The 13,892-nt window shown below is 39.4% G+C and carries 12 protein-coding genes; 9 read left to right on the top strand and 3 right to left on the bottom strand.

Annotation, left to right across the window (positions count from 1 at the left end; translation table 11 throughout):
- The first annotated feature begins 367 nt into the window (after window positions 1–367).
- The 4 genes from B9G53_RS00775 to B9G53_RS00790 all read left to right on the top strand — a co-directional run bounded on the left by B9G53_RS00775 (window position 368) and on the right by B9G53_RS00790 (window position 2,416).
- Window positions 368–766 (top strand): hypothetical protein, encoded by a 399-nt coding sequence (locus B9G53_RS00775; RefSeq protein ID WP_094528416.1) that lies wholly within the window; start codon window positions 368–370, stop codon window positions 764–766.
- A gap of 71 nt (window positions 767–837) precedes the next feature.
- Complete coding sequence (locus B9G53_RS00780; protein ID WP_094528417.1) at window positions 838–1,050, top strand: hypothetical protein; 213 nt, start codon at window positions 838–840, stop codon at window positions 1,048–1,050.
- Window positions 1,051–1,054: 4 nt separating this feature from the next.
- Window positions 1,055–1,639, top strand: coding sequence for an aspartyl/asparaginyl beta-hydroxylase domain-containing protein (locus tag B9G53_RS00785; protein WP_094528418.1), 585 nt, complete (start codon window positions 1,055–1,057; stop codon window positions 1,637–1,639).
- A 177-nt stretch (window positions 1,640–1,816) separates the two neighbouring features.
- Window positions 1,817–2,416: a phycobiliprotein lyase gene (locus B9G53_RS00790; protein WP_094528419.1), complete on the top strand. Its 600-nt coding sequence runs from the start codon at window positions 1,817–1,819 to the stop codon at window positions 2,414–2,416.
- 63 nt (window positions 2,417–2,479) lie between these two features.
- On the opposite strand, the gene B9G53_RS00795 is transcribed toward B9G53_RS00790, so the two are convergent.
- Window positions 2,480–3,613 (bottom strand): amino acid ABC transporter substrate-binding protein, encoded by a 1,134-nt coding sequence (locus B9G53_RS00795; protein ID WP_094528420.1) that lies wholly within the window; start codon window positions 3,611–3,613, stop codon window positions 2,480–2,482.
- A 101-nt stretch (window positions 3,614–3,714) separates the two neighbouring features.
- The gene (locus B9G53_RS00800) at window positions 3,715–4,686 is read right to left on the bottom strand and encodes an integron integrase (RefSeq protein ID WP_094528421.1); all 972 of its coding nucleotides are present in this window, start codon (window positions 4,684–4,686) and stop codon (window positions 3,715–3,717) included.
- Window positions 4,687–5,243: 557 nt separating this feature from the next.
- Here B9G53_RS00800 and B9G53_RS00805 point away from each other — a divergent pair.
- The 5 genes from B9G53_RS00805 to B9G53_RS00825 all read left to right on the top strand — a co-directional run bounded on the left by B9G53_RS00805 (window position 5,244) and on the right by B9G53_RS00825 (window position 13,532).
- Window positions 5,244–6,503, top strand: coding sequence for a VCBS repeat-containing protein (locus tag B9G53_RS00805; RefSeq protein WP_094528422.1), 1,260 nt, complete (start codon window positions 5,244–5,246; stop codon window positions 6,501–6,503).
- A 22-nt stretch (window positions 6,504–6,525) separates the two neighbouring features.
- Window positions 6,526–6,969, top strand: coding sequence for a nuclear transport factor 2 family protein (locus B9G53_RS00810; protein WP_094528423.1), 444 nt, complete (start codon window positions 6,526–6,528; stop codon window positions 6,967–6,969).
- 68 nt (window positions 6,970–7,037) lie between these two features.
- Complete coding sequence (locus tag B9G53_RS00815; protein WP_094528424.1) at window positions 7,038–7,754, top strand: hypothetical protein; 717 nt, start codon at window positions 7,038–7,040, stop codon at window positions 7,752–7,754.
- Between the two features lie 55 nt (window positions 7,755–7,809).
- Complete coding sequence (locus B9G53_RS00820) at window positions 7,810–10,809, top strand: TIM-barrel domain-containing protein (RefSeq protein ID WP_094528425.1); 3,000 nt, start codon at window positions 7,810–7,812, stop codon at window positions 10,807–10,809.
- 125 nt (window positions 10,810–10,934) lie between these two features.
- Window positions 10,935–13,532: an amylo-alpha-1,6-glucosidase gene (locus B9G53_RS00825; protein ID WP_094528426.1), complete on the top strand. Its 2,598-nt coding sequence runs from the start codon at window positions 10,935–10,937 to the stop codon at window positions 13,530–13,532.
- Window positions 13,533–13,619: 87 nt separating this feature from the next.
- Here the strand turns inward: B9G53_RS00825 and B9G53_RS28275 are convergent, their stop codons facing one another.
- Complete coding sequence (locus B9G53_RS28275) at window positions 13,620–13,754, bottom strand: hypothetical protein (protein ID WP_254923501.1); 135 nt, start codon at window positions 13,752–13,754, stop codon at window positions 13,620–13,622.
- Window positions 13,755–13,892: the final 138 nt, after the last annotated feature.

Consider the following 13,892-nt stretch of genomic DNA (forward strand, 5'->3'; position numbering starts at 1 on the left):
ATGCTTTACATCGATTAACCTCAACCCCAACCCTGCTATTCTGCTTTGATACCAAAACACAAAATAGCGTAGCCATTTTGTGTTTTTAAAACCCTTACTGGGTTTGGTTTTTAATTTACAAAAGTGTGACGACACTTTTGTAACATTGGTATGACTTATTATCACGACAAGATCTGTGTCGAGATTTTAAATATTTGTGAACTACGTTTAGCTTTGAGGACAATTACCCACGAATTATGGCGATCGCCATAGCCATTAAAACCCAAAAGGGAATAGCGCCGCTATTCCCTTTTGGGTTTGAGTTTGACGGTAAGAAGTGCTGCGACTAGTATTGAACGTAATAACTACTGATAGGCTCAACAAATCGATGGGAACCAGAGAAATATCAAATTCATTGCGAAAAGCCTTGCTGCAAGGAGAAAATATGTCTCTTTTGCTTTATCAAGAAAAGCTAGTAGAGCATATCGATGAATGGTATGAAGGACTAAAGGATGATCGGGAAAACTTTGTTCTTGTGATCACAGAAAGAGCTGGAGACGTTGCTATGATTATGATTGACAAAGATAAAAACGTCTATGTCAATGAAGAGGCTAGGGATCAACTATCAAAAGTATGGGCTAAAAACTACACGAAGAATACAAAGTTCTTGCTGCCAGGAATAGCTGATCACATCAATGAGTATGTTTTTTCTATAACTGGAATTACCGTTAAGAAAACGCCTAAGCGGTCAAAGGCGATCGGCATGGGCAAAAAGTTTAGTAACTAAGATTGATATTTGTAGTGTTTTCGGTAGTAAACTTACGCATAGAAAGCATACAGCCAAGCATATAAACTCATATGTATCCTACAGATCCTGATTCTAATTCTGAATCTAACAACCAGAAACCTTCTCTTTTAGTAGAGATTGGTCGTGGTTGGGAATGGGTAGTTTTCTCGGTTAAAGTTTTGAGCCGTGTGGGTGGCCCAGTCGAAATCGCTAAAACTATTTTAAATTCTCTTAAAATCCTCGCCTCTCGAACATTGAAGCAATGGGGATTTGGAGGTAAGTAAATCCATGTTTAAAAATCCTACAGATTATGAATTTACTCAAACCTTAGAGACAAATTGGCAGCTCATCAGGCAAGAACTAGAGCAGATTAACCGCACAGATTTTCTTGATTGGCCAGAAAAGCATCTCTATGGCAAAGGGTGGCAAACTTTTGGTTTGTATGCTTTTGGAATGAAACTTGGTAAGAACTGCCAGATTTGTCCAGAAACAACGAAGCTAGTTGAGAAGATTCCTAACATGGTAACTGCGGGGTTTTCCTCGCTTCTCCCAGATACCCATATTGCTGCTCATACTGGCTATCCTGACGGGGTTTTGCGCTGTCACTTGGGTTTAGTGGGTTGTGATGGATGTAGCTTGAGAGTTGGCGATCAAGTGCAAGATTGGCAAGAGGGAAAGTGTCTAGTGTTTGATGATACGACTGAGCATGAAGCTTGGAACCGAGGCGATCGCACCAGAGTAGTTTTGCTAATTGACTTCAAAATGCCTGATTTGGCAACTGACACCCCAAAGATAGAAGATGCAGCAACAGCTTCTAAACAAGGCTTTTGGCAAAATCTCAAGGGATTATTGGCTGGTTCCAAGTCTGAATAATCAACTTCTGTTTTAGTAACTATTTAAGAATTGTCTAGATCCCCCCAGCTCTCCTTAAAAAGGGGGGATTGAGGGGGATCTCTTAGAGCTTTTGACCGCAGAAAGTAATTCTTAAATGATTTCTTAGATTTCTCAATTCAATTTTAAAAATCCTTTATCAATATCATTTTATTAATTATGAATGCTTTAGAGTTCTTCCAAAAAAGTGCAGGCAAATGGAAATCGCAACGCACCACGCATCACCTCGCCTTTCGTCGTGCCGAAAAAGGCGGCTCAGAAATTTATGTTAATCCACTTAATGCTGACGATCCGAAGGTAATTGAAATCTGCCAAATGCATGAATTTGATCCAGCCACTGCGATCGGTGGAGCCTATGTCAAATGGGATGGAACTATGGCATGGGACAAAGAAGATGATGAAAACCACTCAGGCGAAACTGTATTTGCACTTGTGCCAGATGATGAGACAGGTCGCAAAGGTAAGCTTTTGCGAGAACGTGGCTATGCGGAAGTTATGCCTGTAATCGGCTGTTACGAAATTGATGATGAAGATGCACTTGTTTTGATTACTGAATATCCTTCCATGAGTTCCTATGAGCGATTTTGGTTTCCTGCTCCGAATGTGCGGATGCGAGCAAGTACTGTACAGAGATTTGGGGGGTTTAGTACTGCGACTTTCTGTACTGAGGAATTGATTGAAGAAGCTAGCAATGCTGAGATTGTAGAAGAGATTAGTCCTGTTACTCAACCTGCGATCGCCTCAGTGTTTGGCTGGTAAAAACAAAAAAGGAACGCTTTGCGTTCCTTTTGGCATAAAAAAGAGCGCGAAGCGCTCTTTTTTTTAACGAAATGGCGGAGCGTACATTAAGCCACCATTTTTCCAAAGTTCATTTTGTCCGCGTGGTAGTTTGAATGGGCTATCTTTGCCAAGGTTGCGATCATAAATTTCGGCATAGTTGCCAACATGCTTAATCACTCGCGCCGTGAAGTCATTGGCGATTCCCGTATCTTTGCCTAAGCTGCCATCAACTCCTAGAAACCTCCGAATTTCGGCATTTTTACTCTGTAATTGCTCGGCAAGATTAGCTGAAGAAATATCTAAATCTTCTGCCTCGATCGCTGCAAAAATAATCCATTTGACAATATCTGCCCACTTCGAGTCTCCATCTCCGACCGCAGGCGCTAGTGGCTCCTTAGAAATCACAAAATCCAAAACCACATGATTATCAGGATCAGCGAGTCGAGTCCGACGCACTACTAGGGCTGAGCGATCCGCCGTAATTGCCGCACAACGTCCTGACTGATAAGCATTAAACGTAGCATTCACGTCTTCATAAACAACAGGCTTATAGGCAAGGTTGCGCTTACGCATTTGGTCGGCTAAGTTCTGCTCTGTGGTTGTCCCCGTTTGAGCGCAAATATCTGCATCCTTGAGATCAGCAATCGCCTTAATGTTGCTATCTTTGCGTACCATTACCCCTTGACCGTCATAGAAAACTACGGGCATAAAGGCAAGGCGAGAAGCCGTATCTCGGCTTAATGTCCATGTGGTATTGCGGCTGAGGATATCGATTTCGCCTGACTGCAAAGCCGTAAAACGCTCCTTAGCATTGAGATTGCGAAATTGAACTGCATCAGGATTATCAAATAAAGCGGCAGCGATCGCTCGACAAATATCGACATCCAACCCTGAGTATTTGCCCTCTTTATTAACAAAACTAAATCCTGGTAACTCGCCACTAACGCCACAAACCAATTTGCCACGACTGAGTACATTTTTGAGACGATTGACACTGCCAACACTTACTTGATTGGGTTCGGGGATTGGCTCACAGGCGGCTAGGGCAAATAAACATAAACCTGCTAGTAACAAAGCGATCGCCCGTTGCCAGACTGGGCTATGGATTAACTTATGCACAAGTCTTTGCCAAAAATGCCAGAAGCTTTGGCGACGGTGACGATTTTGATAATGCATGAATGTTTTTTAGATGCTTTTTTGAATGCATTATAGCGGCTTGTCTAAAAATCCCAATAATAAAGACTGGCAATATTGCGATCGCGTGATTGTTGAAATTGTTAGCGATCGAGCGGACTAATTACGCTTTTACCACCACGATTGAGAACATGAGTATAAATCATGGTTGTCTTGACATCTTTATGTCCCAATAACTCTTGAACAGTACGGATATCATAGCCATTTTGTAATAGATGCGTGGCGAAACTATGACGAAAGGTATGACATCCCACTCGTTTTTCGATCTTGGCTGACTTTACAGCCTGTTTAATGGATTTTTGGATTCCACTTTCATGAATATGATAGCGACACATTAATTCACTACGCGGATCTTTAGCGATCGTGCTAGAAGGGAATACATATTGCCATATCCATTCTTTTGCCGCATTGGGATATTTTTTGCTCAAAGCGAAGGGTAAATGCGCTTCACCGTAGCCTCTGGCTAAATCTTGTTGATGAAGGCGTTTGACAATTTGTAAATGTTCTTGAAGTTGCTCGACTACATTGCGAGGCAACATGGTGACTCGACTCTCCATACCTTTACTATCGCGAACTATTATTTGCTGTTGAGCAAAGTCCAGATCCTTCACACGCAGTTGTAAAGCTTCATTTAATCGTAATCCCGAACCATACAGCAACTTGACAATAATCTGATAAATACCTGTAAGATTATTTAAGATTTCTAAAGTTTCTGTAACAGTTAAGACTGTGGGTAAGTTACGTGGACGCTTTGCCCTCACTGCGTCAAGATTAAGTCCTAGCTCTAGTTCCAAAACTTCCCGATACAAAAACAAAATCGCACTCAAAGCCTGATTTTGCGTTGAAGCCGCCACATTTTCATTGACTGCCAAATGGGTCAAAAAAGCATTAACTTCATCACCACCCATTTCGCTGGGATGCCGCTTGTTGTGAAACAGGATAAACCGTCTGATCCACTGCACATAGGTCTCTTCGGTGCGGTAAGAGTAATGTTTAACCCGTATGCGATCCCTTACTCTGTCTAGCAATTTCCGAGGTGGCGGCTCAGTTTGCATAATGAAATTATAAAGTAACTAATCTGAATAATACATTGTATTGTCGGGCTAACACGCTATTTGGGTGATTAGCCAGAATTTTTCTGTCTAACATCCCATACAGGGTAAATAGCCAGAATTTTTCTGCCTAACACCCCGTATAGGGTGATTAGCCAGAAATTTGACATTCAGCCTAATAACTCTATAGTTACATTAGACAGAAATTTTCTGTCTAATACATAGTTATGCCAGACCTATAAACCCGACTAAGCTGTTTGTTTGAAATCGCAGCTAAGCACTCAAAAATGATTCACTTCGTTGATGATTTGGGATAGATTATCGGCGATCACAAAGTTAAGAAATTAATAAGCGATCAGGGCATAACATATCATTGGAGCAGACTAAGTTCTAATATTTTGGCTAATATCAAAAGTTCTCAGCCGCTCAATTAAGCCGTTAGGCGTACATCTAAGCTATACAAAACTACGCGACTCTACATATCCAATGTTCTTCATATCTCAATTGTTCGCAATTGAAAAGGATTGCATTTTTATTCCACCCCCCTACTTTAGGAAGCTATGAACAAACTTCTAAAACCTTATTTTGAGCGACAACTTGTAGAGGATAAAAGAGATGATGGCTACTGGATTGAAGCCTTTGATATTGATAACGACTCGAAACAAGACATAGTAGGCTATGGACTTGGTGTAGGCGAAGTCAATTGGTATCAAAATCCTAACTGGCATAAAAGAACCATTGCTAAGTATTTAGGACCAGTGGGAATGCATCATGGCGACATAAACCAAGATGGTAATTTGGACATTATCATCTGCTATCAATATGGTTTAACAATGATCAATGCCGATCCAATTGGTGGCAAGATTGATTGGCTAGAAAACCCAGGTGACCCTGATGGTAAATGGAAACGTCACTATATTGGTAGAGCGACTTCAATGCACCGCCTTAAAGTCGGGTATTTTACTCAAGAAGAGAAACTTGAGGTTTTAGCATTACCTATTGTGGGACGACCTAACGATGTTCATTCAATTGTACCAGTCAAGCTATTTACTCAGCCAGAAGACCTTGAAAATGCGCCTCAGTGGCATGAACACATCATTGATCAGGGCAATTATCATGTTATTCATGGTGTATCGATCAAAAAATATCATCAATTGTTTGGTGTTAAACCCTACATCAATCTGGATTCTGCGCTGATTGCTTCAGAGGAGGGAATTACTTGGCTTTATTATGATCCAGAAGAACAACAATGGCACAGGAAACTGATTGGAACAGGTGAAGTAACACAAGCTTCTCGAACAGGTTTTAAAGGAAGTGGGAATGTCGATTTAGGCAAAATTGGGGATGATCAATCAGCTTATATACCTACTGTTGAACCCTTTCATGGCAATACAGTAGCTGTTTATTACAAAGACACTAAATCTGATCCATCTCCAGGATGGGATTATTCTTGGAAAAGATTGGTTTTGGATGTCTATGATAATCCTAATCCTTTAGGAGAAGGACCAGGACATTTTGTCATTTGTGCTGATTTCGACCAAGATGGTGATGATGAATTTTTAGTCGCACTAAGGGGACCTGAACCTTGGCAAGGAGTTTATTATTACAAAGTTATCGATCTAGAAAAAGGAGCATTTGTAAAATGGCGTGTTTCTTCTGATTCTGCGGCTCGTATTGCTGTTGCTGACTTCGATGGAGATGGCAGACTTGATTTTGCGACAATTGGATATTCAGTTGCAGGATACTATACCGCCGACAATCCACTTATCGCTATTTTCTATAATCGATTTGCACCCATTGGTGAATTGACCAAAGATTAATTATTGACTTAAGGAGATTACCATGAATGCTACCGAACTTGCAAAAATAACAACAGACCCTGCTTGTAAAGCAGTAGTTGAGTTTCTATCTGTTCTAGAAACCAAGCAGGTTGATAATTTATTAACTATTTGGGCAGAAGATTGCCTATTTGAACTGCCTTTCTCTCATAAAGGAATACCTGGTCTAGAGTACCCTAAGTTTCGAGGACGACAACGAATTTATCAGCTATTTCAAAAAGTAGCTGTTGATAAAAATATTGAATGCAAAGATATTGAGCTTTTCCCCATGCAAGATCCCCAATATGCTTATGTTGAATTTTTCTGCGATATTGAGCAATTGGATTTGGGCATCAAATATACTAATCGGTACTGCGGTTTAGCTCATGTAATTGAAGGAAAAATTGTATTATTCCGCGAATTTTTCCATGCTTTGATTCGGCAAAACTTTGAGGCGACAGGTTTCTAACTCCCTACCTTATTTTGGAAATTAGTAGTGTGATTTTGTGGTTTCTTAAAATTTAGGAGTAGTCTTGTATGTCAACGAATCTCACAGAGCCAATAGAGTTTTCCAACAAATATCTCAAAGCATTTTGGTTAAAGAATGCAGAAAACTATTACATCGAAAATCGAACCATTGTGGTCAACCTTGGTCAACAAAAAGCATATATTTCTGTCTCTCCTGAAAAATATTTACATCCCCGAGCGTCAACTATTCTGCAAGAAGTTAGTTTAAAAAGTGGTGATTCTTTGCTTCTGATTGAAATATATGATCCCATTAATATTGGTGGCATTATATTGGATGAAGGATGGCATCAATTAGGAGAAATTATTGACTTTCCTAAGGATGTTCCTTTGTGGAAATCTCCTCAGTATGACTTAGGAATAGTGGAATTTGACCCTTATTTTGTGACTGGTTTAGCCGATCAACCACAGCCAGACAATTTAAGACAACATCAGGTTAAAGTCAATTTGTGGTTCTCACCTGCTTTAACGAATGCTGCGATTCATAATAAACACGCAGTTCGAGAATTCCTAGAAGTTCACACCCAAATTTACGGCACAGGGAGAATGCAAAAGTTTCACACCAATGACTTTAATACCCTTTACGAAGATGTATTAATGAGTCCGGGGGATACCCATATTCCCTTTGCTAGTGTCAATGAAGAAGGTCAATTTGTCTATCCTTGGCATCAGTATTATGCCGATACTGATTGTATCTGGATGGCAAATGAATTCCATCCGATCGACTAGGTTAAATTAGTTCGCCAAACCATGTAATTACAGATTCAATTCAGAGGAAAAAATCATGTCAAATTTTTCAGCCAATGCTCCTTATAAATTCATAAAGGTAGAGGACTATTTTCGCGACTACCAAAAGTGGGAAAAACTAGAAAAGGTGACATCTCATTCTTTTGATCAAACCCAAGAAATTCTCAGTCTTAACTTCACCAAAGCTGATGGAAATGTCTGTACTGCCGTCATTCAGTTTATTCAGAAAGATACTTTTCGTTTGCGATTTAATCCTAGTAAAAATTCACTTCAAGAATATACAACGCAAAATACTCGCTCGGTTGTTATGGACAGTTTTGAAGAACTTAAAACGGTTCTCGAAACTGAAGATGATTTCACGGTAGGTATTCAGGAAAAAAGTGGGCAGATTGAACTTATCACAAAGGGAAGTGTTGACCATCCCAGTTTAAAAATGGTGGTTACGTTTGACCCATTTATCATTGAAGTATTTAGTGTTTCTACAGACAAAGAGTTCAGAGTTTGGCAAACGGGTACTCCTAGTATTTACTATACTCCCAATGGGTCTGACGACTATGCCATTATCCAAGCTGTAAATAAACCTGCCACTGCCAAATATATTGGATTTGGGGAACAAGGAGGGCAAAGTTTAAGCAAAAATACTGCTCAGTTGAATTATTTTAACTTTGATAATATGCGCTATCGACAGGTCTATAATCAAGGTCCTTTAGATAGCCGAGAACCTCTTTACCACACAGATCCCTTCTTTTTTGAATTTAATGGTGTTCCCGATCAAAAGAGTGTCAATGCCATTTTTATTGATAACCCTGGTCAAATTTTGGTTGATGTTGGTTATCTCAATTCTGGTCGCTATATGTTTGGAACTCGCTATGGTGACTTAGACTATTACTTCTTTTTGAATAGTGAACCAGCCCATGTTCTAAATGATTTTACCTCAATTGTGGGTCGACCTCGTTTAAAACCTCGCTATATTTTAGGCTATCATCAGGGTTGTTATGGTTATGAAAAGCGAGGCGATCTAGAATGGGCTGTTGGGAAGTATCGAGATTATCAAATCCCCATGGATGGTCTTCATGTAGATGTGGACATTCAACATAACTATCAAACCTTCACGATTGATACCAATAAGTTTCCTGATCCCAAAAAAATGTTTAGTGATTTGAGAAATCGCGGGATAAAATGTAGCACCAATATTACTCCTGTTATTAGCAACAAAGATCCGAATTATAAGACTTATCAGGAAGGATTAATAGGTCAGGACAATAAGAGTTATTTTGTCCTAGATCAACGCTATGATCCCAATAATCCAGATAGTCGCTCCTATCAGAGTTATGGTGGAGGGAATGAATATCGTCCTAATGATCCTAATGGAATAGAAGGATTTAATAGTGGTCAACCCTACATCGGAGAAGTTTACTACGGTGGCACATTGGGAACACCAGGTCATTATCCTGATTTGGGAAGAAAAGAGGTGCGGATATGGTGGGGAACCCAATATCAATATCTCTTTGACATGGGGTTAGAAATGGTCTGGCAAGATATGACAACCCCTGCTATTCGTGAAAATCGTGGTGATATGAAAGGGTTTCCTTTTCGACTCAAAGTCAACAGTGATTTTCTTTCTGCTGTCACTCCTCAATTAACCCCTGCAATCAAAGTCTGGAACTTGTATTCTTATAATTTGCACAAAGCAACCTATCACGGACTAAATAATCTGTCTGGACGAGATAATAAGCGTAACTTTATCGTTGGACGAGGTAGTTTTAGTGGCTCTCATCGCTTTTCAGGATTATGGACAGGAGATAACGCTTCTGATTGGGATTTTCTCATGATGAACATTTCTCAAGTTCTTTCTCTTGGAATGTGTGGACTTGCTATCTGCGGTCAAGATATCGGTGGCTTTGAAAAAGCAAATGATTGGGAGAGATGGGCAAGTCCAGAGCTTTTAATTCGCTGGACAGCAGCAGGAGCTTTCTTGCCTTGGTTTAGAAATCATTATGTCCGAAAAGGGCGTAAGGAATTCCAAGAACCTTTTATGTATGTGGAATACTTCACAGAACGAAATCTTCCCATCCCTCAACCACAGAGTTTGTATAAGATGGTGTTGCCGATTTGCAAATACTATATTGAATTGCGCTATCGGTTGCTTCAACTATTCTATGATCGCCTTTTTGAGAATAGTTTGGATGGAATACCAATTTGCCGCCCCATGTTTCTTAATGATCCTCAAGATCAATCCCTTTATAATGACAAAGAATCCTTCCTTGATAACCAGTTTTTTGTAGGAAAAGATCTTCTCATTGCTCCTATTCTTAAACCTCAAGATCAAAGTAATGGGGGTAAGCGAGATGTTTATCTACCCCAAGGTAGTAGCTGGTATTGTTTTATGAACAATCAACTACCTTTAGCTAATCTGGTTGAAGGGGGAACGACTATTCGAGATTTTGATGCGAATCTTAATCTTGATGGTAGTCATCTTAATTTCATTGTTCCTATTTATGTTCGTTCAGGTGCAATTATTCCCACGATTGAGCTTGAACAATATGTAGGGGAACTGAATCAGCAAGGTAAACCCAATCCTATTACTTTGAATATTTATCCAGGTCAAAGCGGTGAATATACAATGTATTTAGATGATGGAGTGAGTCGTTCTTCAGCAGTGGACAAACCGGAAGAGCAAGGGGGTGATCCACTAGCGAAGAGTGAATATCGCCAAACTCAGATTAGCCATCAATACACAGCACCGAAAAGTCGTGAGATTAAGATAGAGCGTATTCATGATAACTATACGCCTAAGTACGAGACGTTTTTCTTTGTTGCTATTTTGCACGATCCTTCTGAAACTCAGGGAAGCTCTGGTTCTTTGAACAAAGTTATTCTCAACAATCAAGAAATCCAGAAATTAGGCAATGGAGATTATAATGCCCTCAATGGGGCTAGTGTTAATGCTTGGTATTACAACCGAACCATCAATATTAGCTTTATTAAGGTATTTGATAATCTTTCTTCTATCACGATGACTCTAGAGTATTCTTAGACCCACATTATGTGGTGTCTTCAAAATAAGGTTTTGACTGCCTGTAAATAAACATAAAAAACAGGCAGTCATAATTTTATGATTTCAAAGTTTAGTTTTTTCTTGAAAATCTAGGTAACAAATCAATGACTAATGACAGTAATACGAATTTATTGTCTGATTGCATCCCAGCTTTAGGAAGTGTTACCCCTAATAGTAATGTATGGAAAGATGCTCCCTATCAAGCTACTGTTACAGTTGAAGGGACAGGTTGCATACGAAGCTTTTTTATAGAGACAACTGCACCATTGGAAAAAAAATTTGAAGGAGAAGATCGAGAAAAGAAAAAAGCTAACTATAACAATTATATTTATAATCCTCGAAAAATTGTAGAGTCACCAGATAGTCCTAGCCTTCAAAGTAATCATATTTGGTTTGATGCACTCTATGCCTTAGCCCTAGAAGAAGTCCGTCAGTGTTCAGTTGATAGGATTAGTGATGAAGCTTTCAATAATGGAAATCCATTACTTGCACCCACGGGAGGTTTTTTTGAGACCGGTTTGTTTTGGACTTATGTTTGGACAAGAGATACTTCCTATTCTGTTGATCTAGGTTTAGGGATTCTCGATCCTATTCGCGCCTTAAACTCGCTTAACTTCAAGCTCTCTGAACGTCGTGAAGGAGGTGATTTGCAAATTATTCAAGATACTGGTACTGGGGGAAGCTATCCCGTATCAAGCGATCGAGTAGTTTGGTCTTTTGGGGCAAGAACTTTATTAAAACAATTACAAGGCGAAGAAAGAGATAATTTTGCTAGAAAAGCCTACGAAGCACTTAAGAATACGATTGAACAGGATCGTCAAGTTATTTTTGATCCTCAAGATGAACTTTATCGAGGAGAACAGTCGTTTTTAGATTGGCGTGAACAAAGTTATCCGATTTGGACGGCAAATGATCCCGTACAAATTGGGATGTCTAAAGCTCTATCTACTAATACTTGCCATCTTTCTGCCTTACTTTTAGCGGCATCTTTAGCAGAAGAGTTAGGAAAGCCTGAGAAAGAAAAATACAATCAATGGGCTGAAGAATTGCGTCAATCTATTCGGAATCGCCTCTATTTACCAGATAAAAAACTATATTCAACTTTTATCACCACAGCTTTTGATTTTAGTCCTGCCCATCAATACGATTTATTGGGAAATGCCCTAGCTATTTTGCTGGATATTGCCGATGAAACGCAAGCAGTACAAATTGTTGCTAACTACCCGCACTTACCCAAAGGGGCTTCAGTAATTTGGCCTCAACAAAGGGATATTCTCATCTATCACAATCAAGCGATATGGCCTTTTGTTACTGCCTATTGGCTTAAAGCGGCAAAAAAAATCAAAAATGCTACTGCTGTAACACTTGGAGTCAATTCTTTAATTCGAGGAGCCGCACTTAGCCTATCAAACATGGAAAATTTTGATGCGGTGAGCGGTGTAGTAGAATTGCAAAACCAAGACGGAAAGGAACCGGTAGTCAATTCACCTCGTCAGCTTTGGTCAGTAGCTGGCTACCTTTCAATGGTGCATGAGATAATTTTTGGACTATCTTGGACAGAGTCCGGGTTTAATATTTCTCCTTTTATCACGAAAGAGTTACGCCATAATCTTTTCCCTAACTCGCAGCAATTAGTTCTCAATCGTCTTCCCTATCGAGGACATAAACTTACTCTCATCGTGAATTTACCGACGATTACTCCTGAAACTCAAGGAGCATATACAGTAGGAGAAATTCATCTTAATGGAAAGTTAGTTGTAGGCGAAATTGGCGAATCAATGTTGAAGGAACAGAATTTAATTGAAGTAAATTTGTTAGACAATAATGTTCAGGGTGCTTCAATTGTTATGATTAACAATTTAAAAAACTATCAATATCGATATGCTCCTCGTCCTCCATTAATTGATAATATTCAGGAAAGAGAGGGCAACTTAGAGATTTTCTTTAATCTTAATGGAGAAAGTCCAGATGAAGTTATGATTAATATTTATCGAGATGGAAATTTGATAGCTGATAAATTAAAAGTTTTTGAAAATATTGGGTCTTGGCAAGATCAAAATACTCAAGGACGACAATCCCCAAGTTACTGCTATACGCTAGAAAGTGTTTATATCGGCAGTGAGACCATTTCTCAGCGTGCTAAACCTTTTTGTTATTGGGGTGAAAATTCTGAGCGCATTTATCACTTCCCTGTCTCTGAAAATTCTGATAAAAATAATAAAGCTAATTTTTCATGGAATCATGGTAAAGCACATTTTGAGAATTGGGGTGTATCTGGTGATGTTTTAGAAGTTAATATTCAAGCCAAGTATAGTAGTTATCATCGAATTCAATTAGTATTCGGAAATGGCGCAGGTCCCATTAATACGGGAATCACTTGTGCTGTTAAACATTTACAAATGATAGACTCAGAAAACGAGATAGTTGCCGATGGCTATGTTGTTATGCCTCATTTGGGAAAGTGGGATCGCTGGTTGGAATCTTCTTTAATTTCGACTAAGGTGACCTTGATCGCTGGACATAGTTACATTGTTAAGATTTTCAGCGATGATCGAGCAGTTAATATGTCTAGTTTCAAGCATTATGAACAATATACAGGAAATCAGGGCATTGGCAGAAAAAATGTTGCATACAATTATGTCAATATTGCTGAAGTAAAACTCTTATCCCTCTATGATGGTAGTGTGATCGCTGTTTCTTAAATTAGAGCCTTGTTAAAGGACTAGGTACCTTACGCCTAACACTGCGTTGGTGCGGACGGAACGGAGGTCATCTGTGGGTGTTCGAGGTTATCTGCCGCCGCACAACTTCACCGTTAGACCACCAATATGGTTATGCGTCATGGCAATTAAAATATCTTCAAAAGTTTTTGCAGCTTCTACATTCTTTGTATCTCTAATTTTCCTCAATTCATCCATTACCATCGCAGCACCTCTAAAACCCACATTCCGCTCGTAATGGAATGAGAAAAACAATTACGAAACAGGTGCAGGGAGCAAATAATAGCGTTGGCAGGTGGGAGAAAAAAACTTTAAAATATGAAGCCGAAGAGGAGACAAATT

Origin of the sequence: Pseudanabaena sp. SR411 (assembly GCF_002251945.1) — a bacterium.
Lineage (GTDB): Bacteria > Cyanobacteriota > Cyanobacteriia > Pseudanabaenales > Pseudanabaenaceae > Pseudanabaena.